The sequence below is a fragment of the Rhizobium sp. CF080 genome (assembly GCF_000282095.2).
Classification (GTDB): domain Bacteria; phylum Pseudomonadota; class Alphaproteobacteria; order Rhizobiales; family Rhizobiaceae; genus Neorhizobium.
In genome coordinates, this window is sequence record NZ_AKKC02000005.1 from 61,076 (window position 1) to 86,186 (window position 25,111).

The 25,111-nt window shown below is 60.6% G+C and carries 20 protein-coding genes and 6 pseudogenes; 20 read left to right on the top strand and 6 right to left on the bottom strand.

What is annotated here, in order from left to right; genetic code table 11:
* Positions 1-221: 221 nt before the first annotated feature.
* Both PMI07_RS15915 and eutB read left to right on the top strand, forming a co-directional pair.
* Positions 222-701: pseudogene (locus PMI07_RS15915) on the top strand (glutathione synthase); the annotation flags it as partial.
* 982 nt (positions 702-1,683) lie between these two features.
* Positions 1,684-1,944, top strand: a pseudogene (gene eutB, locus PMI07_RS15920) (ethanolamine ammonia-lyase subunit EutB); the annotation flags it as partial.
* 279 nt (positions 1,945-2,223) lie between these two features.
* Here eutB and PMI07_RS15925 read toward each other — a convergent pair.
* Positions 2,224-3,009, bottom strand: coding sequence for a helix-turn-helix domain-containing protein (locus PMI07_RS15925; protein WP_197032525.1), 786 nt, complete (start codon positions 3,007-3,009; stop codon positions 2,224-2,226).
* Positions 3,010-3,290: 281 nt separating this feature from the next.
* Here PMI07_RS15925 and PMI07_RS15930 point away from each other — a divergent pair, with 281 nt between their 5' ends.
* From PMI07_RS15930 to PMI07_RS16000, 17 genes and pseudogenes are all read left to right on the top strand, one after another.
* Positions 3,291-4,748: an aldehyde dehydrogenase gene (locus PMI07_RS15930; protein ID WP_024163848.1), complete on the top strand. Its 1,458-nt coding sequence runs from the start codon at positions 3,291-3,293 to the stop codon at positions 4,746-4,748.
* Positions 4,749-4,781: 33 nt separating this feature from the next.
* Positions 4,782-5,984, top strand: coding sequence for an amino acid ABC transporter substrate-binding protein (locus tag PMI07_RS15935; RefSeq protein ID WP_007773397.1), 1,203 nt, complete (start codon positions 4,782-4,784; stop codon positions 5,982-5,984).
* 64 nt (positions 5,985-6,048) lie between these two features.
* Complete coding sequence (locus PMI07_RS15940; RefSeq protein ID WP_007773396.1) at positions 6,049-6,915, top strand: branched-chain amino acid ABC transporter permease; 867 nt, start codon at positions 6,049-6,051, stop codon at positions 6,913-6,915.
* Positions 6,912-7,853 (top strand): branched-chain amino acid ABC transporter permease, encoded by a 942-nt coding sequence (locus PMI07_RS15945; RefSeq protein WP_007773390.1) that lies wholly within the window; start codon positions 6,912-6,914, stop codon positions 7,851-7,853. The genes PMI07_RS15940 and PMI07_RS15945 overlap by 4 nt, the downstream gene beginning before the upstream one ends.
* Positions 7,850-8,578 carry an ABC transporter ATP-binding protein gene (locus PMI07_RS15950; RefSeq protein WP_007773387.1) on the top strand — a complete coding sequence of 243 codons (729 nt, stop codon included), beginning with the start codon at positions 7,850-7,852 and terminating at the stop codon, positions 8,576-8,578. The genes PMI07_RS15945 and PMI07_RS15950 overlap by 4 nt, the downstream gene beginning before the upstream one ends.
* Positions 8,571-9,794, top strand: a complete 1,224-nt coding sequence (locus PMI07_RS36065; RefSeq protein ID WP_037087271.1) for an ABC transporter ATP-binding protein — start codon at positions 8,571-8,573, stop codon at positions 9,792-9,794. Before PMI07_RS15950 ends, PMI07_RS36065 begins: the two co-directional genes overlap by 8 nt.
* Before the next feature lie 12 nt (positions 9,795-9,806).
* Positions 9,807-11,285 carry an aldehyde dehydrogenase family protein gene (locus PMI07_RS15960; protein WP_024163850.1) on the top strand — a complete coding sequence of 493 codons (1,479 nt, stop codon included), beginning with the start codon at positions 9,807-9,809 and terminating at the stop codon, positions 11,283-11,285.
* Positions 11,286-11,307: 22 nt separating this feature from the next.
* Positions 11,308-12,864 (top strand): flotillin domain-containing protein, encoded by a 1,557-nt coding sequence (locus PMI07_RS15965; protein WP_024163851.1) that lies wholly within the window; start codon positions 11,308-11,310, stop codon positions 12,862-12,864.
* A gap of 52 nt (positions 12,865-12,916) precedes the next feature.
* Positions 12,917-13,171, top strand: a pseudogene (locus PMI07_RS35685) (IS1595 family transposase); the annotation flags it as partial.
* 258 nt (positions 13,172-13,429) lie between these two features.
* On the top strand, positions 13,430-13,681 hold the full coding sequence (locus PMI07_RS34215) for a glycine zipper domain-containing protein (protein ID WP_081760815.1): 252 nt from the start codon (positions 13,430-13,432) through the stop codon (positions 13,679-13,681).
* 953 nt (positions 13,682-14,634) lie between these two features.
* Positions 14,635-14,823 carry a hypothetical protein gene (locus PMI07_RS15970; RefSeq protein WP_007754575.1) on the top strand — a complete coding sequence of 63 codons (189 nt, stop codon included), beginning with the start codon at positions 14,635-14,637 and terminating at the stop codon, positions 14,821-14,823.
* 550 nt (positions 14,824-15,373) lie between these two features.
* On the top strand, positions 15,374-15,574 hold the full coding sequence (locus tag PMI07_RS15980; protein ID WP_155956532.1) for a hypothetical protein: 201 nt from the start codon (positions 15,374-15,376) through the stop codon (positions 15,572-15,574).
* Positions 15,575-16,191: 617 nt separating this feature from the next.
* A pseudogene (locus PMI07_RS34220) lies at positions 16,192-16,629 on the top strand (IS481 family transposase); the annotation flags it as partial.
* Positions 16,630-17,478: 849 nt separating this feature from the next.
* Positions 17,479-17,853 (top strand): response regulator, encoded by a 375-nt coding sequence (locus PMI07_RS15990; RefSeq protein WP_245277171.1) that lies wholly within the window; start codon positions 17,479-17,481, stop codon positions 17,851-17,853.
* 223 nt (positions 17,854-18,076) lie between these two features.
* Positions 18,077-18,262, top strand: coding sequence for a DUF982 domain-containing protein (locus tag PMI07_RS34225; RefSeq protein ID WP_197032527.1), 186 nt, complete (start codon positions 18,077-18,079; stop codon positions 18,260-18,262).
* Positions 18,263-18,521: 259 nt separating this feature from the next.
* Positions 18,522-19,556: a sensor histidine kinase gene (locus tag PMI07_RS15995; protein WP_245277172.1), complete on the top strand. Its 1,035-nt coding sequence runs from the start codon at positions 18,522-18,524 to the stop codon at positions 19,554-19,556.
* Between the two features lie 156 nt (positions 19,557-19,712).
* On the top strand, positions 19,713-20,621 hold the full coding sequence (locus tag PMI07_RS16000) for a nucleotidyltransferase and HEPN domain-containing protein (protein WP_024163852.1): 909 nt from the start codon (positions 19,713-19,715) through the stop codon (positions 20,619-20,621).
* A gap of 397 nt (positions 20,622-21,018) precedes the next feature.
* Here the strand turns inward: PMI07_RS16000 and PMI07_RS16005 are convergent, their stop codons facing one another.
* Both PMI07_RS16005 and PMI07_RS16010 read right to left on the bottom strand, forming a co-directional pair.
* Positions 21,019-21,492: an isoprenylcysteine carboxylmethyltransferase family protein gene (locus PMI07_RS16005; protein ID WP_007753986.1), complete on the bottom strand. Its 474-nt coding sequence runs from the start codon at positions 21,490-21,492 to the stop codon at positions 21,019-21,021.
* A 21-nt stretch (positions 21,493-21,513) separates the two neighbouring features.
* Positions 21,514-21,858, bottom strand: a pseudogene (locus tag PMI07_RS16010) (FAD-dependent oxidoreductase); the annotation flags it as partial.
* Between PMI07_RS16010 and PMI07_RS34230 the strand changes: the two are divergent.
* Positions 21,851-22,190: pseudogene (locus PMI07_RS34230) on the top strand (transposase); the annotation flags it as partial. The pseudogenes PMI07_RS16010 and PMI07_RS34230 sit on opposite strands and share 8 nt — an antisense overlap.
* A 459-nt stretch (positions 22,191-22,649) precedes the next feature.
* On the opposite strand, the gene sugE reads toward PMI07_RS34230, so the two are convergent.
* The 3 genes from sugE to PMI07_RS16025 all read right to left on the bottom strand — a co-directional run bounded on the left by sugE (position 22,650) and on the right by PMI07_RS16025 (position 25,002).
* On the bottom strand, positions 22,650-22,964 hold the full coding sequence (gene sugE, locus PMI07_RS16015) for a quaternary ammonium compound efflux SMR transporter SugE (RefSeq protein WP_007753983.1): 315 nt from the start codon (positions 22,962-22,964) through the stop codon (positions 22,650-22,652).
* A 64-nt stretch (positions 22,965-23,028) separates the two neighbouring features.
* On the bottom strand, positions 23,029-23,484 hold the full coding sequence (locus tag PMI07_RS16020) for a carboxymuconolactone decarboxylase family protein (protein ID WP_007753978.1): 456 nt from the start codon (positions 23,482-23,484) through the stop codon (positions 23,029-23,031).
* 99 nt (positions 23,485-23,583) lie between these two features.
* A complete protein-coding gene (locus tag PMI07_RS16025) occupies positions 23,584-25,002 on the bottom strand; it encodes a PLP-dependent aminotransferase family protein (RefSeq protein WP_007753977.1) in 1,419 nt (472 codons plus the stop codon).
* Positions 25,003-25,111 lie beyond the last annotated feature (109 nt).

Below are 25,111 nucleotides of genomic sequence, written 5' to 3' on the forward strand. Positions count from 1 at the left end.
TACTGAATTCCTCGCCCTAACCTTCGTATCAAGTGCAAGTCCCGGATAGAGATGATCGAAGATCCTGGCTGTGACGTCCAGCCCTCGACGCAGCATAGGCGGGAATCGGGAGCGGCAGGTAGAGCCTACGCGCTCAATTGGCACACGCAGCGGCCGAGGCACCGCGCAAGAGGACAAGCACCGACAGACCATCCTTTCCCGACCCGGGCCCGGTCGATGACAAGGAGGCCAACCTCAACCAGATATTCGAGGCGGTCAGTGGCGAGGGTTATCTTATCGCCCAGGGCTACCTTCCCGATGCAACTGCTGGCGACATCCGGTTGTTCCTGATGAACGGAAGACCGCTCCAGCGGGACGGCGCTTATGCTGCGTTTCGGCGCGTGCCGGCGAAAGGCGAAGTCCGCTCGAACATGAGCGCCGCGGGAAGCGCGGCGGCCGTGGAAGTCACACCCCAAATCCTGGCTGTTCCCGAGATGGTTCGGCCAAAGCTGGTGGAAGATGGGATGTTTCTGGTCGGCCTTGACATCGTCGGAGACAAGATCCTGGAGATCAATGTCTTCACACCAGGGGGGTTGCCAGACATTGCCCAACTACATGGCGTGGATCTCGCTCCCGATGTCATCAGCGCGCTTGAACAGAAGGTGGAGATGAAAAGGAACTACGCCGGGAAGCTGTCCAATCGAACACTCGCGACCCTGTGACGGCGATGTGGGTATGGTGAATTTCAGTCGGTTGTCGTTCGCGGCACTCCCAGGCCCTGGGCGGTATCCAAATACCTACACGCCAGTTTGATGGCACGCAATATCGCAGTATTTATCCAAAGTCAGCGGATGCACTGAGGCGCTCCGCACCGGACCGCTTGAAGCATCCCGACAGACGATCCGCTCTTGCTCATCCAAATCTCAGTTCCGCTTCAGATCGAGCTTGGTTGTTACCTATTGATTTACCTGATCCCAGGTAGTTCGGCGCCGCAACTTCTTGCCCGGGCAGAATTTAAGTGGCGCGCCAACTAGTCTGTGACCGCCGCTCCCTGGCGCATTCGGTGTTTCCATAGTCGGTCACCGCTGATCGCCTTTGGGACCTTGCCATAGGCCCGCCAAAAGCAAAAAAGGCTTTGGCGCCGGTGAAGACTGCGGGGCCAGAGGTCCCCCATCGATTGGGCGGAATCGACCAAATCAGGGATAGCTCTGGGCACACCATCGATCGCCTGCCATAACCGGGGACGCGCGCCTTGCTTGATCGCCAATGGTGGCCTGCTCGCGGGCGCCTTCCTGCAGGAGAAGAATGATCCCGGTTACGTCGACGATCAGCAGCAGTATCAGTAAGAATCCACGTCTGCGAACTGATTCAGCAGAGGCTGAGTTGCGAGAACACAGGGACCCACGCAGGCACTAAATTCTTGAGGCTTTTGGATAGAAACACCAACGTCTGGGTCGGAGAGATGTTAAAATAATTGCGTCCCCGCCCGCTCCGATAGATGAGACGGAGTTCGCGGGTGACGGGGTCATAAATCGCGCATGCTATGCGTTTTCCAAAAAAGTAAAAATGCTGTTTGCCGCTTTCCATTGCCCGACACCTCCCACCCTAGCTAACGCCTATGTTAGAATACGGCAATCGGAACGGGTTGTCCTGGTTAGTTGTTAAGGTTAGGGGGCGGCGCCGACATTCTGAAAAACCGGAAGGCTGGCAGCTTACCTTGCTCGCCAACTCCTCATTCCCTTTGAGCACGAAATCGCCCGGTTGATCGCCGATACGCACGGCCGGGTGGCTTTCGCTCTCATATCCCACCTTTGCGTCGGCAAGTTCCGCGACCGGCTTTTGTCTTACCATGCAACGACCGACCGGCTTGCTCCGGGTCTCACACCGGTAATGGTCGCAGCCGTCTCCAAGCTCAAGCGCAACCAGGACCTGATAAGGGTTGCAAGCAAGGTACGGGTCACCACCGGAGCGATGATCATAGCAGAACAAACAATAGCACCCGCAAAGGCAAGACGAAGCCTGATGCCACGACCCAAGTAGATGCCGAGGCACCCTGACGCCGGATGTCTCAGACGAGACGGCGGATGGGCATGAGCGACGAAAGGCTGGGGACGGTTCCATCTCCTCGCCAACAAGCTCGGCGAGCTTATAGATCGAGGTTGGCAGGTCGTCGACGATATTCACGATCCGTCGTCCATCGCACCCTCTCAGCCACGATCCCGCAGATCCTCGTGTTCGCGGTTGTCACGGCCAAGCATGAAGGGCGTTTTTCCTTGACGCATCGACTTGACTGGCGCGGCGCAGATCGAGGCGGTAGCGCGCGGGCGATTGCCCCTGCAGCGATTTGAAAAACCGGCTGAACTGAGGCGCGCCGGCAAAGCCCAGGACACCGGCGATCTGCCCCAGAGACAGGGAGGAGCTGGCGAGATAAATGCGCGCTTCCATCAGTTGCCGTTCGCGGATGAGCCGCGCGGGCGGCCGGCCATAGGCGCGCAGGCAAATGTCGTTCAGCCGATCGCGCGAAATGCCGAGTTCCCCGGCATAGCGGGCCAACGTCCAGTGCTTGCGGAAATGGCTCTCGACCAGCGCGGTGAACTGCCCGGAAAGCGCCTTGGGAGCGCCGGGCTGCGCGCCCTCGTCACGACCGGCCGGCAGATTGCGGTGAAGATGGACGAGCAGTATGTGCAGCAGCGATTCCACCACGGCCGTCGACATCGGGCCGGGGCGCAGCGTTTCGGCCAATATGCCGGTAAAGCAGGCGGCGACCGCTTCGCTGGCACTGTTGCCCACGCCCAGCCGCATGAACGAGGACCTCTCCACCATGAAGCGCAGCTGTGACGCTTCCGCCCGGCGCTGCAGGACCCGATCCAACGTGGAGGCACCCAGCAGCAGATGGGTGCCCTGCGCGCCGGCACCCAGTTCCAGCCGCATGCCGTCCCGCCACGGTATCCAGCCTATAACCGGACCGGACAAGGGAAGAACCAGCTCATCCCCGTCGCGCAGAGCCGCTTCGCCCTTTTCGACGATCAACGCCCGGAAGTTCTCCGCGTCGCCGAGACCCGCCCGACCGAGCACGCGTGTCTGCAGCGCGGCCCTGAACCGCTCTGCGCGAACGGGAGCCTCCGGCCGCGGGGCGGGGACGAGTGGAAGTTTACGATCGGGCATCTAAAATCCCACAACAAGGAAATACATTCCCACAAAACGTCCTTTACTATGCGCCGATGTCAATCAGAATACGGCTCGCAACCTGAAAAAATAAAAACAAGACGGGCTGCGCGGGAGGATCCACGAACGGCCGTTTGGGAGGACGCATGTTCGTAGCTAGGGGTATCGTCGGTGGAGCTTCCGTATCCGCGCTGGATGAGCGCAGTTACGAACGCCGCGACATGGCAACGGGAATGGTATTGACGCAGGCCGCAGCCTTCGGAGCAGCGGAAGCGGAAGCTGCCGCCGATGCTGCTGCCGCAGCTTTTCCGGCATGGTCCGACGTTCAACCACAGGAGCGCGCAGCGCTGCTCTTGCGCGGGGCGGACCTCCTGATGGACCGTGTCGACAGCCTGTGCGCGATCGCTCAACTGGAGGTCGGCGCTACCGCGGAATGGATTCGCTTCAATATCGAAATTGCCCAGGCAACCCTGCGCCAGGCGGCGGGGCTCGTCGATGCCATCCGCGACGACGAGGTGGAAGGTGGGCCACCGGGCGTCCGCTACCGCCTGATCCGCCGGCCGGCCGGCGTGGTCCTGGGGCTTGCGCCATGGAACGCCGCGGTGGCCCTGGCTGTCCGAGCGATTGCAGCGCCACTGGCGCTTGGCAACACCGTGGTGCTGAAGGGCTCGGAGCTTTGCCCCAAGATGCACGAGACCGTGACACAGATCCTGATCGACGCGGGCCTGCCGGACGGTGTGCTGAACTATGTGTGCAGTGCACCCGAAGATGCCCACGACGTTGTGGAAGCGCTGATTGCCCATCCAGCCGTGCGCCGCGTGAATTTCACCGGATCGACCCGGGTCGGCAGGCAGATCGCCGAGATGGCGGCGCGGCACCTCAAGCGCTGCCTGCTGGAACTCTCCGGCAAGGCATCGTCGATCGTGCTCGCCGATGCGGATCTGGATCGAGCGGCCAGGGCGGTCGTCCACGGCGCTTTCTTCAACCAGGGTCAGGTCTGCATGTCGACGGACCGGATCATCGTCGAGGAAGGTCTGGCCGACAGCTTCATTGCCCGGCTGAAAGTAGAGGCCGACCGGCTGTGCGGCGATCCAGCGACCGGTCAGCCATTCTACGGCCACGTCATCAGTCCGGAGGCGGCGGCGCGCCTCCACGGTCTGGTCGACGACGCCCTGGCCAAGGGTGCGGTGCTGGTCACAGGCGGCAAGAATGCCGGCACACTGATGCAGCCGACCATACTCGACCATGTCGCCTACGGCATGCGGATCTACGAGGAAGAAATCTTCGGCCCGATCGCCGGTGTCGTCCGTGTCGCAGATGCGGAAGAGGCGGTTACCGTCGCCAATGATACGGAATACGGGCTGACGGCCGCGGTCTTTGGTCGCGACCTGGCAAGGGCCCGCACAATCGCCCAGCAAATCGAGGTCGGCGCCGTGCACATCAACGGCACCACCGTCTGCGACGATCCCGCTATGCCCCACGGTGGCATGAAGGCAAGCGGCTACGGGCGGTTCGGCGGGCGTGCGGTGATCGATGAGTTCACCGAAATCCAATGGATGACGGAAAGGGATGAGCCAGCCGTGGACCATCTGGACCGGCACTAAATTTCACGTGTGACAAACGGGAGGAGAAGGAAAATGAAACGCAGGACAGTGACCAAACTCGCCGCCCTTGCTCTGGCGGCAGGCTTTGCAGGGGTTCCGGCCTTTGCGCAGGAAGTGTTGAAGGTGGGAGCGGTGGCGCCGAAGACTGGACCTCTGGCAGGCGGCGCAGCCGTCAGCTACTGGCCGAACGTCAAGCTCTGGGTCAGCGACGTCAACGGCCGTGGCGGCCTGAAGGTGGGCGGAAAGACCTACAAGCTGGAGGTCATCGAATACGATGACCAGACCAACCCCGGCGAAACGATCAAGGCCGTGCAGCGCCTCGTCGACCAGGACAAGGTCAAGATCGTGCTGCCGCCCTATTCGACGGGCCTCAACCTTGCCGCGGCACCGATTTACGCACGCTACGGCCTGCCGATGATCACCTCGACAACGACAACCGACAAAGCCGACGAGCTTTCGAAGCAGTTTCCGAACGTCTTCATCACGCTCGGCGGCGCCAAGCCAACCGTCAAGAGCGTTGTCGACGTGATGACGAAGCTGCGCGACCGGGGCGATATCGGCAAGAAGCTGGCGATGGTGAACGTCGCCGACGCCTTCGGGATCGAGTTGATGAACGAGGCCAAGCCCGCATTCAAGGCGGCTGGTTTCGAACTGGTCTACGAAACATCGTATCCGCTCGGCACGCAGGACCTGTCGCCGGTAGTCAAGGCAGTCAAAGCCGCTTCCCCGGACGCCTTCATCGCCTGGTCCTATCCGCCGGATACTTTTGCCCTCACCGAACAGGCCATCGTCGAGGACCTGAAGGTGGGCGCGTTCTTCACCGCAGTCGCGACCGCCTTTCCGGCCTATTCCGGCCGCTTCGGCAAGAGTACCGAAAGCGTTCTCGGCATCGGCGGCGTCGATGCCGACGGCAAGGCGTTCCAGGACTATGCCAAGCGTCATGAACAAGTGACGGGAGCAAAGCCCGACTACTGGGCCAGCGCCATGGTCTACTCGTCCTTCCAGATCCTCGAAAAGTCGATCGAGGCGGTCGGCTCCTTCGACAACCCGGCGATCATCAAGCACGTCAAGGCGAATAGCTTCGACACGGTGATCGGCCCGATCAAGTTTGATGATCACAACAACAACCCCGCCTTCTGGACCGTCGGCCAGTGGCAGGGTGGCGTGTTCAAGGGTGTTGCCTCGACCGGTCGTGACGGTGCGGTGGCGATCCAGAAGAAGGGCGCCTGGAAGTAATTCCAACATTCGACCCGAGGCCTACGCTGTGCGGGCCTCGGGACAATTTATGCCGGGGAGTGGAATGGACGTAGTCGTAACAGGGCTTCTGCTGGGTGGAACCTACGCGTTGATCGCGATGGGCTTGAACCTGCAATACGGCATGGCCCGCATCATGAACCTCGCCAATGGCGAGATGTTGGTGGCGGGAGCCTTCGTCGCCTTCTGGTTTTGGACAGGGGGGCAGATCAGCCCTCTGCTGACCGTGTTTCTGGTCGCGCCGGTCGCCTTCCTCTTGAACTGGCTCATCTACGTCATCTTCCTGCGCCCGCTGGCAAAACGGGCAAAATCGCGCGGGCAACTGGAAGTCGATGCCATCCTGACGACCTTCGGCCTCTCCTTCGTGGCGGTCGGCCTGATGCTGGCGTTTTTCGGCGGCGAGTATTTCAGCTACTCCTACCTTTCCACGCCGGTCTATATTTTCGGAGACACCTACGGCGCCAATCGCGTAACCGCCTTTCTTGCCGCGGTGCTGATCTGCGGCGCCCTCTGGCTCTGGCTTGCCCGCAGCCGCGCCGGCATGACGATCCGGGCGATCTCCGTGGCGCCGGAAAGCGCACGGCTGGTCGGCATCGACGTACGCCGCACGGCAGCGCTTGCCTTCGCGCTCGGCGGCGCCGTGACGGCCACCGGCGGATCACTGATCTCGACCTTCCTGACGCTCGACGCCTCCACCGGCGTCATCTTCACGCTGAAGGCGCTGGTCATTGTCATCATGGGCGGTGTGGGTGACGTGCGCGGCACGATCGTCGCCGCCCTGCTGCTCGGGCTTCTGGAAACTTTCGTCGCCAGACTGATTGATCCAGGCCTGACGCTGGCCGCGGCCTATCTCCTGTTCGTCGTTATTCTGCTCTTTCGCCCGCAGGGCCTGTTCGGGAGGCCGACGGCATGACCAAGCTGTCATCCCGCGACTGGGGCAATCTCTCGCTCGCCGGTCTTGCAATCATCGTTGCAGCCTGCCTACCGTGGAGCGCGGGGGCCTACAATCTGACCATCGGCGTCACCATCGCCATGTATACGGTACTGGCCACCAGCTGGGCGCTGTTTTCGGGCCCGACCCATTACATCTCGCTTGCCACCGCCGCCTTCTTCGGCGTCGGGGCTTACGTCACCGGCATCGGCATACAGCATCTGCCCTACTGGTCCCTCTTGCCTATCGCAGGCATCATTGGGGCGGTTATGGCAGCGCTGGTCGGGCTTGCGACACTTCGCTTGTCCGGCGTGTATTTCGTGATCTTCACGCTCGGGCTTGCCGAATTCGTCCGCCAGATAATCACCTGGAGCCAGAACATCTCCGGAACCAAGGGTATCTATGTTCTGACCTCCATCAACGAGGCGGACATCTACTGGCAATTGCTCGGACTTGCCGCGCTCGTCTGGCTGATCGGCTGGCTGATCGGCCGCTCACGCCTCGGCTTCGCACTGCGGATCATCGGCGATGACGAGGCGGTCGCAAAGCACTCCGGCATCGACACCGCACGGGCAAAAATCCTGCTCTTCATGGTTCCCGGCGCCGTCGCGGCGATCACCGGAGCGATTCTTGCGCCGCGCTACGTCTATCTGGAGCCGTCGCTTGCCTTCACGCCGATGCTATCCTTCCAGGTCGTCATCATGGCACTGCTGGGCGGCACCGGCAGGCTCTGGGGGCCGCTTGTCGGCGTCATTCCTTTCACCTTCCTCTGGGAGACCATCTCGGCCTCGTTCCCGAACCAGACCACGCTCCTGCTCGGCCTGTGCTTCCTGGTCATCGTCTACCTGCTTCCGAAAGGTTTCGTCGGCCTGATCGACGCCCTCCGGAACCGGCTGAACAAGGGGGAGGCTTGGGCGTGAGCGCACTCCTTTCCCTGCGCGGCGTGTCCAAGCGTTTTGGCGGCTTGATTGCTGTCAACCGTATGGATTTTGACGTCGGCGAGCACGAGGTTCTCGGACTGATAGGGCCAAATGGCTCCGGCAAGTCCACGACATTGAACCTCATCTCGGGCGCCTTTCCCGTATCGGCGGGCTCGATCAGCCTGCGTGGTCAGGCGATCAGCCATCTCGCCGCTCAGGAAATCAACCGGCGCGGCATAGCACGCACCTTCCAGCTCGTCCGCCTCCTGCCGTCCATGACCGTTCTCGAAAACGTCAAAGCAGGCGCAGTCTTCGGCCATCGCCGCCGCTGGGGCAATGAAGCGAATGTTATCGCGGAAGCCATGCTGGAGAAGGTCGGGCTCGCCGGCCGCGGGCATATGACGATCGGGCAGCTCACCTATATCGATAGCAAGCGGGTTGAACTCGCCCGTGCTCTGGCCGGTGAGCCGCGCGTCATTCTGCTCGATGAGTGGCTTGCCGGACTCAACCCGACGGAGCTTGAAGAAGGCATCCGGCTGATCCGCAGCCTTCGGGATGACGGATGCACGATCATCCTGGTCGAACATGTGATGGACGCGATCCGCTCTCTCTGCGACCGCTGCGTGGTCATGGCTGCAGGCACGAAGATCGCCGAAGGAACTCCGGCAGATGTCCTGTCGGATACCGCGGTGATCCGGGCCTATCTGGGTGATGACGATGCTTGAGATAAAGCAGCTTTCCGTATCCTACGGCCAGCACCGTGCCCTCGAAGGAGCATCCCTGAGGATCGGGCGTGGCGAGATCGTCGTGATCCTCGGCGCAAATGGCGCTGGTAAATCGAGCCTGCTCAAGGCAGTATCGGGCATCTGCGAAGGACGCGCATCGGGCAGCATCACCATGCAGGGCCGCGATATCCTAGGACTTGCGGCCAACAAGATAGTCGATGAAGGCATTGCTCTCGTGCCGGAAGGCCGCGGCGTGTTCGGCGATCTGTCGGTTGCCGAAAACCTCCGGCTTGGCGCCCATGCCCCACGCGCCAGAGACGAGGAGGCCGGCAACCTGGAGCGCGTTCTGCGGCTCTTTCCCAAGCTGCACGAGCGCCGTGGACAGATCGTCCGCACCATGTCCGGCGGCGAGCAGCAGATGGTGGCGATCGGCCGCGCGATGATGTCGAACCCGGCTCTGCTGGCACTGGACGAACCGTCGCTTGGTCTTTCGCCGCTCCTTTGCAAGGAGCTGTTCCAGGCCCTGAAGGTGGTGCGCGACACAGGCATCAGCATCCTGCTGGTGGAGCAAAATGCCAAGCAGAGCCTGGCCATCGCCGACCGCGGTTATCTGCTGGAAAACGGCCACATCATCCATGAGGGCCGAGCGCAAGACCTGCGCAACGACCCCGCGGTGCAGGCCGCCTATCTGGGCGGCAGCGGGCGCAGCTCGGCCCCGCATGCTGCGACGATAGCGGCGGGCACGACACCGCCGCCGCCGGTTTCATCTGCGGCGCCCCTGCCCCTTCGCCCCATCGGGGTGTCGCCCGACAGCATCGCCGCCGCAGCACTAGCCGCCCTGCCGGTGCCGCCCGTTCGACCCGCCTCGATACCGCAGCCAGTCGGCGCGCCGCCGATGCCGCGGTCGCCGGCACGCCCGGCGCCCCCGCCAACGCCGACGCCAACGCCAGCGACACGAGGAACGGCCGATGCCCTGCTGGGCGGCCTGACTCTCAGCGACATCATCGCCGAGGCAAGTCGGGTAAGCCGCGCCGAACATGGAAACGTCACCCCGGCCGGCCTGCCGCGAGACCGCACGACGGTCACGCCATCCTATCCGGCCTCGCCCTCCCTGGAGATGGTCAACAGCCAGGATCGGCTGAAATCCGTCCTGAAGGAGATCGAGGAAGCCGCTGCCCGGGCACGGGCATGGCGCCATGATCCCAAACGCAACTGAGGAGATCGCACTATGCTTGATGTCGTTACGTCCCCCATGCCCTCCGTCAGGGGCATGTTCATTGGCGGGGATTGGGTGCCCGCCGCCCGCACCTTCGAGGATCTCAACCCCTCCGACAACTCCGTCTATGCGCGTATTCCGGACGGCTCCGCTGTCGACATGCGCCGGGCGATCGATGCGGCCCAGGCAGCCTTTGGAGACTGGGCGGGCCGCGCCTTTCACGAGCGTGCCCACCTGCTCTTGAAGATCGCCGACGTCTGGGATCAGCGCAAGGCCGACTTCTGCGCGGCCGCCATGGCCGAAGGTGGCGGCTGGAAAGGCAAGGGCATGTTTGAGGCGGGCTATGTGGCGGAAGTTTTCCGCTCGGCGGCGGCGCTCTGCTACCAGTCGATCGGCGAGGTACTGCCATCGGAACATCACAAGTTCATGATGGCCACCCGCTTTCCGCTCGGCGTGGTCGGCGTCATCAGTCCCTGGAACATGCCGGGCATCCTCACCTCGCGCGGCTTTGCCGCCGCCCTTGCCGTTGGCAACACGATCGTTCTGAAGCCCTCGGAAGACACGCCCTATTCAGGCGGCCTCTACTTTGCCGAGATCCTGGAGGAGGCCGGCGTACCGGCCGGCGTCTTCAATGTCGTCCCCTGCTCGCGCGACGGTGTCGGCGCCGTGGGTGACGAAATGATCGGCAACCCCAAAGTCAAGGCGATCAGCTTCACCGGCTCGACCGCCGTCGGTCGCCAGATCGCTGCCAAATGCGGCGCCTATCTCAAGAAAGTCTGCGTCGAGCTCGGCGGCAAGGATTCCATGATCCTGCTGGAGGATGCCGACCTGGATGCTGCCGCACGGGCCGCGAATTTCGGCAGCTTCATGCATCAGGGCCAGGTGTGCATGTCGACCGAAAAGCTGCTGGTGCATGAGAAGATCTACGAGCCCTTCATGGAGCGCTTCCTCGCCCGCGCCCGCAAGCTGAAGACCGGCCACACCAACGATCCCTCCAATGTCATCGGCCCGCTGGTCAACACTCGCCAGGCCCTGCGCGTGAAAGCGCTTATCGACGACGCCGTGGCTAAGGGTGCCGAGGTGGAGCTCGGCGGCCGCGCCTGGGACAATTTCGTCGAACCGACCGTGCTCACGAAGGTCAACAGCTCCATGAACATATGGCATGACGAGACCTTCGGGCCTGTGGTCGTGGTCTGCCCGTTCCTTAACGATGGCGAGGCGGCTGCGCTCAACAACGATACCGAATACGGGCTGACTGCCGCCGTCTGGTCGAAGGACGAGGCGCGGGCTCTGCGCCTGGCGGAGCGGCTGGAAACCGGCATCTGCCACATCAACTGCCAGAACATCAACGACGAGCCGCATGTGCCCTTCGGCGGCACCAAGGCCAGCGGCGTCGGTCGTTATGGCGGGCGCTGGTCACTCGATGCCTTCACCGAGCTGCGCTGGATCACGCTGGATCGCGGCGGCCGCCACTTCCCGCCGCAGTTCTGACCGGCACTGAAAGGACATTACCATGAGCGCTCTGGGCTGGATCATCATCGTCTTAGTTCTCGCGGCCATCCCGATCGTGCTGGCCGGCCTGTTCTACCAGCGGGCCACCAACGAGGTGAGCCTCGTGCGCACCGGCATCGGCGGCCGCAAGGTAGTGATCGACGGCGGCACGCTGGCGATCCCCTATTTTCACGAGATCGGACTCGTCAACATGCAGACCATCCGCATGGACGTGTCGCGCACCGGTGACAGCGCCCTGATCACCAAGGACCGCATGCGCACCGATATCGGCGCCGAATTCTACACATCAGTCGTTCCGGAAGAAGCCGCGGTGGTGCGGGCCTCGCAGACGCTGGGCCGGCGCACTTTCCAGGCCGACCAGCTGAAATCCCTTATCGACGGAATGATGGTGGACGCGTTGCGTGCCGCCGCGGCAAAGATGACCATGGACGAACTGCATGAAAACCGCGGCGAGTTTGTGCGGCAGGTCCATGAATCCCTATCGAGCACGCTGTCCAAATACGGCCTGCAGCTCGACAGTGTCTCGCTCACCTCATTCGACCAGACGCCGTTCTCAGCGCTCGACGAAAACAACGCCTTCAATGCCGTGGGCATGCGCAAGCTTGCCGAGGTCATCGCTAAATCAAAAAAGGAGCGGGCGGAGATCGAGGGCGAGAGCCAGGTCAGCGTTCGCCGCGCCGAGGTGGAATCCAACCGCCGCAAGTTGGAAATCGAGCTGGAACAGCGTCGCGCCGAAATCCAGCAGACCCAGGAGATCGAACTGCTGCTGGCGCAGCAACTGACGGAAGTGGCCCGCCGCAAGGCAGAGGCCGAGACCGCGGCGGCCGAAGCCCGCATCGGGATGGAACGCGCCATCCAGTCCGCGTCTCTTGCCCGCGAACAGGTCATCCGCGAGGCCGAGATCAATCAGGCGCGTGCGCTTGAAATCGCCGAGCAGGATCGCACCATCCTGATTTCGGCAAGGAGCCAGGAGGAAAGCCGCGCCAGGGCGGAGGCGATGGACGCGCGCGCGACCGTGATCACCGCGGAGGAAAACCTCGAGACACTGCGCCAGGTGGCGCAGGCTGAGCGTCGCAAGCAGCTGGCGCTGATGGCCGCCGAACAGGACTCCGAAGCGCAGGCCATCCGCGTTCGCATCACGTCCGAAAGCGACCAGATCGCCGCCAAGACGCGCGGCCTGATCCGGCGCGAGGAGGCCGACGCATTGCGCATCCAAAAGAAGGCCGAGGCCGACGGCGAGGCCGCCCGGATTCAGGCGGAAAACGGCCGCTCGCCGGAACTTGCGGCGATGGAGATGGAAAAGGCGCGGCTCGCCGCCTTGCCAGCCATCATCGGCGAGATGGTCAAGCCGGCCGAGAAAATCAAGGGGATCTCGATCAATCACATCACCGGCCTCGGCCGCTCAGGCGAGGCAGGCGAACGCATGCCGTCCCCGGTAGAACAAACCGTCAGTTCGATCTTCGACATGGCCGTGACCCTGCCGGCCATGAAAAAGCTCGGCGATGCACTGGGCATGAACTTGGAAAGCCTCGTTCCTGAGGAACCGCGCAAGGGCTGAGAAAGCTGGTCGGGGAAAGGGTTGTGAAAATTCAAGAGGCTGTAAGGTAGACGTTTTTCGTCACATCAGCCCGGAACGGGCCTATCGATATTTTCACGAAATCGGCTTCAGAGGAGCCCAGCGCGTTGTTACCGGCAAAGTGGTAAGAAAAAGTCGAAGCGGCAGAGAAAACAAGAGGATCGTTTGGTAAAGCGTAACCTCCCGCACTACCGTTGCGGCAGGTCTTCCGTGCTGCTACCGGCGCCAAATGCGCCGCAATCCTAGCGGAGGCATCACCATCAGATCTGCGGCGGCTGTTCTTGGTTGATAAAGGCCACGTACGATTTCGCCCTCCTCTGGTTCCGTCCCCTCGTAGCGATGACTGCCAAAGGTCTTATATCGGATCGGGCTTTGGTCCCTACCTTGCCGGCAAAGGTCCCACCGACGTAGACTCTCAAACCCGCTGCCACATCTGTTCATGGGCATCGGCAACGGTTGCCGATCAAGAAGCCGCCTCGAATGCCTGATACCCGTACAACTCATTGGCCTGGCTGCAGTATAGCGAGGCTTTAACAGGAGGACCACCTTGAAACGGATTATGACCATTGGCCTTGTCGCCGCATCTCTCGCAGCCTGCACTGCAACCGAACAGGGGGCAGGGATTGGAGCAGCGACTGGAGCGGTGATAGGTGGCGCTGCCACTGGAAACGTACGTGGTGCGGCTGTGGGTGCCGCCGTAGGTGGTGTTTCGGGAGCCTTGATCGGCAGCGTCGCCGAGCAACCTGGCCGATGCTACTACCGGGACCGCTATGGCCGCCGCTACGTCGACCGTTGCTGAGCAGCCGTTAGGCGGTGACCGGGCCGCCTGAACCCATGACGGAAATGCTAACCGTGCAGCTTTTTTCCGCGCGACCCCGCCGCGATTGAAGCAAACGTTGAGGCCTGTTCGCACTCCTTGATCCGTTGCCGGTGGAGGAATTCGGGGATATCTAAACTGCAGCCCGCGGGCCCCGCGGTGATCACACGAGGCCTGCGTCGGGCTTATCTCGGATCTCCATAACTCGACCGATCTCACGGAGTAAGCGATGATCTCTTCCTTGAGGTGGCCGCTCGCCGAAGCCTCCGACACCAGTTCAATCCGCGCGCAAGCTTCTCCGTCGTCTGAGTCGACCGGCTCAGCCACGTCCCAGTCGCTTGGAGCTGTTCCCCGGCTACGATCATGGAAGCATGGAATGCTTAAGCTTAAGCTCCAGCCTTGGTCATGCTCGCAGTTGAGCGTTTTCAAGGTCGGGTGCAATTAGCAGAATTGGTAATCCGCATGTCGGCGCTTGCCAGCTCAGGCGCGACGCCTATTTCCAACTCATGACCGACATCCCTCCACCAACGGTCCCCATCGGCGACGATAACCGCCACCTGTTCTGCCAGATGACGATCGAGTTGCCCTAGCAGGACGTGATTGACGCGGCCGCGCGCACGGACTGGACTGAGGTCGAGATCCTGGCTGCCATCATTGGAGTCTCCGACAACCTCATGCTGGCGGCCGGTGCAGGAGATCGGTCGCTACGTCCGACGATCGAACCGGCGACAACCTCAAAACGTTCCCGCCCGCGATGCTCTTTTTTCGGTAAGTCGTGCAGCCTGTACAAGTGCCGATCGACAGGAGGTTTCGCCTTTGCCAGGACCAAGGCGGACGCACACGAGGCAGTCGGTATTGCCGAGAGCCTCGGCATAGGCCCTTATGGCTTTGCTAGTCATTCTTGACTCCTTGGAACATCATGTCAGTTTCCAGACATGGCCAAGACGCGCTTCGACATCCGCAAGGACGGGGAATTTACGTGGGAGATATTCGACACCGCGACCGGACGGACTGTAGTCATCGACGGAAAGCGTTACTGCGACCTTCCACTCGACAGCGCTGACGTGATGGTCGACCTGATGAACTCGGAGGGCATGGAGCCGGATGAGGAGAGGCTGCATTGAGTTCGACTGCCGATTTCATCGCAGAGCTAGTCAGAGCAGCAAACGGGATCGATAAGTTGACGGCATCCGAGAAAAAGCGGCTATTGGATTGATCCGTCACGGTCATCAGGGAACTGCGGGAGCAAATTGGGATACCGGCTACGCGAACCAAGGCCGACGCCGTCGTAGATGTTCCTTTCGTGTGCCAATAGATCGCCTGTTCCGTAGGTGCAGCCTTCCTGCCAGCGAAAAACGACCCAATGGCAACAGCGATAATCAGCATCAGGGGGGCCTGGTCTTCCACCTGGTATTCGAAGACTTCGCTCAGTTCGGAGAACTTGACGGCGTCATCCTTGTGGGAACTCACCGCGGCAAGCAGTCGATCCTGCACCTCGAAAAGTCTATTCGTGACTAGATACAGCATACAGTGCCGCGATGGCCAAGAGCGCTACCGTGCCGACGACGCCGACATCGATGAAGCTCTTGCTGGCGCTGATCACAGTTTCGTCTGGTAGCAATCGGGAACCCTTTGAATTATGTTGAGGCGTCGGGGATGATTTGGGGTGAACGAATGCTGATCAAGCACGTTCATGTGCTCGATCCGATCGAGCCAGACGAACTGTCCATGCTGCAGCGGGTATTTGACCAAGCATGCAGGGTCCGTGGTTTTCAAAAACAGACACCCGAAGCGGTCGAGGTCGCGATCCTCATTGTCTCCCTCTACCAGCACGGAGTCCTCAACGAGAGGCAATTGACCGCGATGGTATTATGACCCGGCTGCAGAGGCTGCGAGATAGCGGCTGGGTGTGCGAGAAGCCTCCGACAAAGCCTTGGGTGGGGATGCACATGTGCGTATGTGGTACGGCAGGAATGCCCTGCCCTTATTGCTCACCCGATGCAGATTGGAACGTTGATCCTGACCATCCGCCGGGTGTCTCCCGCGTTCTAACCTCACTGCTTCACTTGTCCGGAAAGAAGGTGAACTAGTTCGCGAGCCTATTTCTTTCCGCAATAGGCATCGTGAGACGCGTTATTTTCCTGATGAGGTTGGCTGCATTGAAGCGCGACTTCGCGGCCCCGCATGTGTGTGGCAGTAACAATGCTCATTGCGATGTCCTTTGAAGTTAGACCCGAAAGGCCCATTTCTGCTGCTACGCATAGCCCGATTGGGCTAACTCAAATGGAGGATGTTAAATTTTAGAAATTGTGGAACATTTTTGGCGCCAACGGACTGATGGGGCTCGAACGGGAAGAACGGGCGAGCCCTTCTTTTTCAACCTGTTGTACCGCGTCGGGTAGGGCCCTCGTCGCGGCGGACCGGCGCGAGCCTAATTGTTTGATCCCAGGCTTTGATGGGGCATCCTTGTCTTGCAAATCAAAGGATGCGCTATGGGCCAGGTTCTTCATCGAAGCGCCACGACGACAGAGGCGGTCCGTCGAGCGATACAGCATAGTCGAGAGAGCCTGAGGACGCTTTCGAAGCGTTACGGGATCAATCAGAAGACCGTTGCCAAGTGGCGGAAGCGGACATCAGTAAGGACCTTCCAACCGGACTGAAGGAACCGAGATCGATAGTTCTCTCGGTCGAGGAAGAGGCAATCATCGTCGCTTTCCGACGTTATACCCTGCTGCCACTCGATGACAGCCTCTACGCGCTGCAGCCGATAATCCCGCATCTGACACGGTCGTTGTTGCAGCGCCACGGCATCGGCCGTCTGCCGGATGTTGAAGGCGACAGGCCGGCGTTGAAGGTTCAAGAGCTACCCGACCGGCTACTTCCACATCGACATCGCCGAGGTGCAGACCGAACAGGGCAAGCTGCACATGTTACCGCACTCCCAGGATTTTCGAGGAGCCCGAATGATCAAATGCAAAGATCGCCGAAACACTGGCGGGGTTTGCGAGGCTCATCCGACACGGCCATGGACGGGAACGCGCGGATGCGGCTGTGGTACCGCCGGCATGCGCTCCCCGCGCTACTCACCCGAGCTCGCGTGGGACACGCCGCCGGATGTCTCCAGATTACGGTCCGTCACCTATATCGCCGGCAACCGCCCCGCGGTTGGGGCGGGTCTGGCGAGACTCAACAACAACAGTCATAGTCATCGCCATAGCCATCTCTCCGCACTTGAAGAACGAGCCGAGTCCGAAGAGCAAATGACAGAAGCACTTCGCGTTCTGAAATGCCGTTATTCGACGGCTTCATAGATTTGGCCTCGCCGCCCAAGTCGAAGTCCCGACGATGCACTAAGGGGAGGAAGCCCGCCTCAACTGAACTTAGACACCTTGGACAGGCAACACGGCGCAATTTGATACGCCACCATTCCTGCGGTGCGGGTGCCTGCCAACCGTCTCACGTTCTGCGGAACCGCGGCACAGATGCTTGACCGGTTCGGCAGATAAGAGCGGAGCCACAGCCAGTGCGGGAAACAAAAGATTCGTGACCGCTCGTCGAGTTCCGGATCGAACCAACCAGAAAGCGCCAACGATAGTACGGAACCCTTTCGCCTACAAGGGGTTGAGAACAAGAGGAGTCTCAATCATGGGGACATATATTTTAATCTCGTTGGCTACCGCAACTGTTTTGTGTGGCTCAATATACTGGGCCTGGGCTACCCGGTGCATTCCGAGAGACCGGAGCTAATGGCCAGCCAAGCGGGTATCTCGAAGAAATTCATGGTCCTGATCGTAGAGGATGATCCGCTGATATGCATGATGCTCGAAGATATTGTCGATGAAGCCGGTTTCGACTTCGAGAGCGCGATCAATGCGACGGATGGTATTGCCGCGTTGGAGAAACGTGGGACCCGCTTCAGCGCCTTGATCACCGACATAAGAATGCCAGGAAAGGGCAATGGATGGGACGTGGGACACCGAGCTCACGAGTTACTGCCCCTGCTTCCGATTATCTACATGACGGGCGATAGCGCCGCGGAATGGAAAGCGCATGGTGAAGCCGGCAGTATCCTTCTCCAAAAGCCGTTCGCAAATGCTCTGCTGATTGCAGCCTTAAGCGATCTTGCATATCTCGCTACAGGGGTTTTCGCATAGTATTCAGAAGTCGTTCGCCCCGATATCCGCCCGCCGCCTCCTACAGTCGTCGCGTGCATCTGTTCGATTGACCGGGGATTCATCGCTTGCCGTGGAAGAAACAACTCAACCTTGAAACTTGAGAAAATAGAACGGCCACAGCCTAGCTGCAAACACGAGGTTGCGCTCAGTCTGCCCTGTTGTGCCCACGGTAAAAACTTCTGTCCCGGGGCAATCTCGAGCGTTGAAGACGCCCGCAGGATTAGAGGCGCTCGATTGTCTTCTCACCCGCTGGCCCGCCGATACTGGCATGTATTTCGAAATGGCCAAGATGAAATGCGATGACGCGATTCGACGGGTCATTTCCGGCGAAGACGCCCGGGACAGGTTTATCTCGGCCGCGATCGATGCACATGTTCTGGCTTACTGAGCGCTGGCACCCGGCTGCACCCACCAACCGGAACCTTATTGATTTCCGATCTTAACCGGCGCGTCAGCCTTTTCGGATATTTCCCTCGCGACACTCACCCTCAGCCACGATATGGTCTAATCGGATATGAGCCCGGAGGGGCTTATAATACTTTCGTTTCTTGATCGGAAAATTCGCGACCATGTTTGATTTTCGCCGGATCGAAGACGCGCAGACGCTTGCCCAGGCAATCGTCAACACCATTCACGATCCGCTCCTGGTGCTGGACGAAGGCTTTCACGTTGTGGCAGCGAGCCGCTCGTTCTACGAGACTTTCAAGGTCGACGAGGCGCAGACGCGCGGGCGCCTGCTGTATTTGCTCGGCGACGGGCAGTGGGACATCCCCGCCTTGCGCACACTGCTCGAAACCATCATTCCCGCTCAGACGGCGATGGACGGCTTTCAGGTCGAGCATGATTTTCCGGGCGTCGGACACCGGACCATGCTGTTGAATGCCCGCCAGGTCGTCTATGCCGATGAGGGCGGTAAAACCATTCTCCTCGCCTTTACCGACATCAGTGCGCGCCGGTTGATCGAGCGTGAAAAGGACATGCTGCACACGCGGACCGAAGACCTCCTGCGCCAGAAGGACATGCTGCTGCAGGAGATGCAGCACCGCGTCGCCAACAGTTTGCAGATCATCGCCAGCATCCTGCTGCTGAAAGCCCGCGCTGTCACTTCGGACGAAACCCGCCGGGATCTCCATGACGCGCATCAGCGCGTCCTGTCGGTGGCCGAGGTACAAAAACACCTTCACCGCACCGGCGGTGTCGATCAGATCGAGGTGGCATCCTATCTGACGACGCTTTGCCACAGCCTCAGCTCTTCTATGACCGGCGAAAGCCAGCCGATCCTGATCCGGGTGATGGCGCAGGACGGGCGGATCGGCTCCGACCAGGCCGTCAGTCTCGGCCTCATAGTCACCGAACTCGTTATCAACGCAGTGAAATATGCTTTCCCGGTTCAAAAGCTGCAGGCGGCGATCCTGGTGTCCTATGAGATCAACGGCAGCGATTGGAAACTGACCGTGTCCGACAATGGCGTCGGCAAGGACGCGACCGTGCCCGCCAGGTCAGGAGGCGGCCTGGGAACTGCGATTGTGATGGCGCTGGTGAGGCAGCTCGGCGCGCAGGTCGAAACCAGCGGCGGCACGGACGGAACCACGGTCGTCATCACCCGCGCCACCTTCAGATCCGTTCTTCCAACGCGGCCTGAAATTGATTTAGGCAGCGGGGCACGCCCCGGCCATTTATAAAAACCTAAAGCCGTTTTCACTAACTCGTTTTGTCGGAACGGCACCAGAGCGCCGATATGCCGCCTGTCGCCAACTGGAAAGACACTCACTGAGGCCGGGGTCGGACTACCAGAACTGCCAGTGGACGGTGCAGGATCTTTCGCCTATCGATTGCTCATGAAATCGTCGATCGATCATATACCGCTGCGCAAACAACGCGAACTCGGCAGGGTTCTGGAAATCCTGCACGAGGAGTTCGAGGACGCGCTGAAAGAGGGCACGGCCGACTTCAAGAAGCGCGGCCGGATCCTGAAGATCATCCTGTTCGGTTCTTATGCCAAGGGCGGCTGGGTCGACGAGCCGTTCACGATGAAGGGTTATCGATCTGATTTCGATCTGCTGATCATCGTCAACGACCGCAGGCTCTGTGAGTTTGCCGACTACTGGTACAAGGCCGCCGACCGGTTGATTCACGACACGTCATTCGAAACACCGGTGAGCTTCATCGTCCACTCCAGGCGCGAGGTGAACACCTACCTAAAGGAGGGGCAGTACTTCTTTTCCGATATCCGCAAGGAAGGCATCGTCCTCTATGAGCTGGATGATGAGCCGCTTGCTGAGCCGCAGCCACTTTCGCCGGAGGATCGGTTGCGGGTAGCGAGGGAGCACTTCAGATCGAAGTTTTCTTTTGCGGAGGGACTGCTGGATGGTTTTGAATTTCATTCCAGCAGGGACCGCCCAAACCATGCCGCTTTTGAGCTCCATCAGGCGATAGAGCAGGCCTATTCATGCGTGCTCCTCACCCTCACGAACTACGGCCCGCCTTCGCACAACATCAAGTTCCTGCGTTCGCTTGCCGAGGAGCAGGACCGGCGTCTGGCCGAGGCTTTTCCGCGCGATCAGCACCGGGAGCGCGCCTGGTTCAACACGCTGAATGAGGCCTATGTGAAGGCGCGGTACTCGAAACACTACGAGATCAGCGAGGAGGCGCTCTCGTGGCTGGGAGAGCGGCCCAGCCTGCTGCTCGAGCTGGTCAAAGACGTAGGCACAGCGCACCTTGAAATGCTTGAGCGGAATAGCGATTAGCGATTCTATCAGTCGGCAATGGACGGTCAGAGCCCGTCCCCTTGGATCCTGTTTTTTAAAGCACTCCGTCTCAAATTCCCCTGTAGCGGGCATCGGCTCGGCCTGGATGGAATGACCGATTTGGGGCCGGTGGCAGTCTGTCCGCTCTTGGTTACCGCTTCTCGAAAGCAGACATCGGCGTTCGGGACGTCGACGGCTCATTTGTGGAGGCCAGCGGTGCCCAAATCTGCCCATGGTATCGACGATACAGCACGCCGGCTCGCTCCACTGACCTGTGGTCAGCCGGCCGGTCGGTTTTCCGTGACACCGGCCCGCAACCTCCAGAATATGATAGCTCGTGGCAAGCAAGCCGGTGCCGGTTTATCAGAAGGCCCCGCAGGCGGCAGCGGCGGAATAGTCAAAGCCAGCGGCGAACCTCGGCTTTGTAACGGCGGTAGTCATCGCCGAACTTCGCTTCGAGATAGCGCTCCTCGCGGGCGATCACCTGCGTCTGGATTGCGATCAGCACCAACGGGAGCAAGGCGAAGGCGATCGGCCCGTCGAAGCCGATCGCAAGGCCGGCATAGATAAGCGCCATACCGAGATACATGGGATTGCGGGTCCACTGATAGGGACCGGTCGTTGCGATGAGGGTCGTTGGCCGCGACGGCGGAACGTTGGTGCCCAGCCGCCGGAACAGCCCCGCCGCCACTAGCATGATCGCCGCGCCGGCAACGAACAGCAGCGCGCCCGTCGGAACCAGCAACCGCCAGTCGATGCCGAAAGAGCGCAGGGTGACGAACCGCTCCGCCGCCAGCCCCAACAGCAACGCTCCCAGATAGACGAAGGGCGGAGGGAAGCGCACACCCGCGCTGTCCGATTCGACGGCCATGCTCATCTCCAATCTGTGCTCTCAAACCAGCATCGACTGCTGGGCGGAGATACCCGCCGTCGCGCCCTGCGATATTGCCGTGGTGACCGAGGGCATTCCGGGGTTGGCGAGGTCGCCGGCGGCGTAGATGCCGGGTATGCTGGTCTGGCGGCGCTCGTCGACCTTGAGGGCTATGCCGGTTGACGTATTGACCGTGGCGAAACCAAGTGTCTCATGCAGGGTTGCGGACGGCTTGGTTCGCGGATGGGCGAACAGGATGTCGACCGCGACAGGGCCGGTATCCAGCTTGACGGTGGCATTGTGACTCCCGTGACGGGCGATCCCGATGATCTGGCCATCAACAACAGGTACTTTGCGGGCCGCCAGTGAATATGTCCGGGATGCTGTCCACGTCAAATTCAGTTGAAGGGTTCAATGCTCGGGTCCGCCGAACCATCGCAGGTGTTTTTCATCACATCAGCCCAGAACTTGCCGACCTATATTTCCACGAAATCGGTTTCCGCTGGTCCCAGCGCATTGTTACCGGACAGGCTCTGCAAAAAAGCCGAAGCGGCAAGGAAAGCATGAAAATCCTTTGGTCGAGGGTGCCGCCGGCGCTGCAATTACTGCAAGTGTTCCGCGCTGCTACCGGCCGTCAGATGCGCAGAAGCCCGGATGGCGGCATCACCATCAAATCGGCCGTAGCTGTCTTTGCTTGATAAAGGCCGCGTACGATTTCGGACTGCTCTTGTCCTGGCCCCAGAAACGTGGCGCCAGCTGGAACATTTTGCGCCATGCCCGCCAGATGGAAAGCGATCAGATCCTGTGACTGATAGATCGTCTTCGATGACGTTGAACATGGTGTTTCTCCGAAACTCGCAATGATGCCACTTTCTATGGCTCCTCCCCGTGGTCTCGACAAGGCGACTATGCACCATCGCCCGGTTTATATCGCAATCTATCCGTCACGAAGTCGATAGAGGCGTAGACCTTAGCGGCCTGATGCTGACGCGAAGGACAGAGAACATACAGTGGGACTATTTCGTCCCACCATTTTAGATACGCCGTCGCTGCGCCTGACGGCCAGTAATCCGCGGCTAAAAGCGCGGGAAAGTCAGAAGAGCGTCCATTCGATCAAAGGTCCCTCGCCGGATTGCACTTACAAACCCGTATTTCGGTCAGGAGACCAGTTTCAAGCCGATCGCCCCGCCTACAATCAGCCCAATGCAAAGCAATCGCGGTGCTGACGCTGGATCGCCGAGGAGGAGCATTCCGAAAATCGCAGTTCCGGCCGCGCCGATGCCGGTCCAGACAGCGTATCCTGAACCGACAGGCAGTGAGCGCAGGGAGTAGGAAAGAAGCACGACGCTCGATACGCCAGATGCGATCGTGAGAAGCGACGGGATGAGGCGGGTGAATCCTTGCGACGACTTCATACCGAGGGCGAAGACGATCTCGAGGATTCCGGCGAGAACGAGCAGAAACCAAGCCATGATAATTTCCTTGGGGAAGAACGCTCGCGGCGATCGTTGCCGCGAGTGTTGGTAGCAGGTAGCGTCAGAGGTTGGCGACGGCGGCCGGCGTCGAACGGAATGCGACACCAAAGCGGTTGAACGCATTCATCAGGCCGATCGCGTAGGTGAGGTCGGCAAGATCCTTGCTTCCGAAGATGGCGGAGGCGGCCGCATAGGCGGAGTCCGGCACCCCGGTTTCGGAAACGCGCGTCACCACCTCCGCCCAGGCGAGAGCCGCCCGTTCCTCTGCGGAGAAGAGCGCCCCGGCATCCTGCCAGACGGCGAGAAGTGTCAGCTTCTCGGTCGTAACCCCCGATTTCAGAAGATCGCGCGTATGCATGTCGATGCAGAAGGCGCAGCCGTTGATCTGCGAGATCCGCAGATAGACGAGATCGACCAGCACCTTCGGCAGGCCGCTTTTCTGGAGGGTGACGTAGACGCCGCCAAAGGCCTTGTAGCCTTCTGGCGAGATTTTTGCGTAGTCGATGCGATTGCTCATGATGAAGCCTTTCTGGTTGGAAAGGCCTGATGATCATGCATCTTGGTCTAATGCAGAAGGTCCATAGACCGCCTTCGAATATGGGCCATGATCGTCAATTTACAGCAAGCCTGCGATCCGATGCCCTAAGCCTTCGGCAAGCGAGAACGACGCGACATTGGTGAAGTTGACAAGCAATGCGGACGTTTCTTTTCCTTCGAAAGTCCAATCCGATAAGGCTTCGGCATATAGGCCGGCCTTCCGCATGCGTTCGACGACATGGCGGTCATCACGCCTTTCAAGCCTCAGGATCAGATGCATGCCGCCTGGCTGCTGATCGATGAGCACCTGATCGCCAAGAGCCGCCTTCAGGCCCGACACGGTCGCCTCCCTGCGCTCGGCATAGAGCTTGCGCATGCGCTGGATGTGGCGGGCGAAATGCCCTTCGGAGATGAAGTCGCCCACAATTGCCTGGGTCAATGCTGGACTACCGCCCGCAAGGATTTCGACTACCCTGGCGAACTTTTCCACTTCGCTTTCGGGAACCACGAGGTAGGCGAGCCGGAGGCTTGGAAACAGCATCTTGCTGAACGTGCCAGCGTAAAGCACGCGTCCATCTCTATCCAGGCTCTTCAGCGCCGGAAGGGGCCGACTGACATATCGGTATTCACCGTCGTAGTCGTCCTCAATGATCCAAGCGCCGTTCCGAGCTGCCCAATCCAGAAGGCCATGCCGGCGCGGCAGCGAAAGCGATACGCCAAGTGGGCTCTGGTGTGCTGGGGTCACCAACGCGGCCCGCGCGTCCGGAGCCTTTCGCAGTCCTTCGGAAACAACGATGCCATCGCGATCAACGGGAACCGCGACTGGATCGACGCCCATTTGAGAGAACACAGCACGGGACGGTGGATAGCCGGGGTTCTCCAGCCACACCTTGTCGCCGATCTTAAGCAGCGTCTGCGAGATCAGCCCAATCGTCTGGCGGTAGCCCGAAGTGACGAAAACCTGTCCCGGTGCACAATCGATCCCTCGGGAGACTCTCAAGTAAGCGGCGATCTGCGTCCTCAGTTCCGGCAGGCCGCCGACATCGGGATGCATCATGTCGGACGGCTGCATGGACCTCGCCCGTCGGGCGCCGAGCCGCGCCCAAACCTTCCGCGGAAATGCATCGAGCGCGGGAAGCCCCATCTGAAACGGGAGGATGCTATCCGGTCGATAGCTTGTCGCGAGCGGATCGGTCGCCACCACACGAACGGGCACGACCTCGGCGGCCTCGGGCTTGAGACCGGGCGAGACGACGCTTCCGGCTTGCCCACGGGCTTCGATGTAGCCTTCCGCGGCAAGCAGCGCATATGCGGTTTCGACGGTCCCCCGAGCGAGACCTAGTTCCTTGGCCAATGCTCGTGCGGACTGGATACGCTCGCCAGGTTTCAGAACGCGCTCGGCAATGGCGCTACGAAACCGATCATAGATCTGGCGGTAGTAGGCGGTGTCCGCCGAGGTATCCGGCCGCGGCATGTAGCTGCTAATGCGTTTGGCCATGGCCCTACTGACTTCTAGCTTTTCGATCTCTCTTCATAGGCCATCACGGTTTCTCAACTCAAGTCCAGCCGACGTCATGGCCTACCTCAGAACATCCTTTATGGCTCTG

What these genes read in the sequence shown, in the direction of transcription:
- PMI07_RS15930 (WP_024163848.1), top strand. Translation starts at nt 3,291, where the DNA reads ATGTTCGTAGCTAGGGGTATCGTCGGTGGAGCTTCCGTATCCGCGCTG.
- PMI07_RS15935 (WP_007773397.1), top strand. Translation starts at nt 4,782, where the DNA reads ATGAAACGCAGGACAGTGACCAAACTCGCCGCCCTTGCTCTGGCGGCA.
- PMI07_RS15940 (WP_007773396.1), top strand. Translation starts at nt 6,049, where the DNA reads ATGGACGTAGTCGTAACAGGGCTTCTGCTGGGTGGAACCTACGCGTTG.
- PMI07_RS15945 (WP_007773390.1), top strand. Translation starts at nt 6,912, where the DNA reads ATGACCAAGCTGTCATCCCGCGACTGGGGCAATCTCTCGCTCGCCGGT.
- PMI07_RS36065 (WP_037087271.1), top strand. Translation starts at nt 8,571, where the DNA reads ATGCTTGAGATAAAGCAGCTTTCCGTATCCTACGGCCAGCACCGTGCC.
- PMI07_RS15960 (WP_024163850.1), top strand. Translation starts at nt 9,807, where the DNA reads ATGCTTGATGTCGTTACGTCCCCCATGCCCTCCGTCAGGGGCATGTTC.
- PMI07_RS15965 (WP_024163851.1), top strand. Translation starts at nt 11,308, where the DNA reads ATGAGCGCTCTGGGCTGGATCATCATCGTCTTAGTTCTCGCGGCCATC.
- PMI07_RS15970 (WP_007754575.1), top strand. Translation starts at nt 14,635, where the DNA reads ATGGCCAAGACGCGCTTCGACATCCGCAAGGACGGGGAATTTACGTGG.
- PMI07_RS15980 (WP_155956532.1), top strand. Translation starts at nt 15,374, where the DNA reads ATGCTGATCAAGCACGTTCATGTGCTCGATCCGATCGAGCCAGACGAA.
- PMI07_RS15990 (WP_245277171.1), top strand. Translation starts at nt 17,479, where the DNA reads ATGGTCCTGATCGTAGAGGATGATCCGCTGATATGCATGATGCTCGAA.
- PMI07_RS16000 (WP_024163852.1), top strand. Translation starts at nt 19,713, where the DNA reads ATGAAATCGTCGATCGATCATATACCGCTGCGCAAACAACGCGAACTC.
- PMI07_RS16005 (WP_007753986.1), bottom strand. Translation starts at nt 21,492, where the DNA reads ATGGCCGTCGAATCGGACAGCGCGGGTGTGCGCTTCCCTCCGCCCTTC.
- sugE (WP_007753983.1), bottom strand. Translation starts at nt 22,964, where the DNA reads ATGGCTTGGTTTCTGCTCGTTCTCGCCGGAATCCTCGAGATCGTCTTC.
- PMI07_RS16020 (WP_007753978.1), bottom strand. Translation starts at nt 23,484, where the DNA reads ATGAGCAATCGCATCGACTACGCAAAAATCTCGCCAGAAGGCTACAAG.
- PMI07_RS16025 (WP_007753977.1), bottom strand. Translation starts at nt 25,002, where the DNA reads ATGGCCAAACGCATTAGCAGCTACATGCCGCGGCCGGATACCTCGGCG.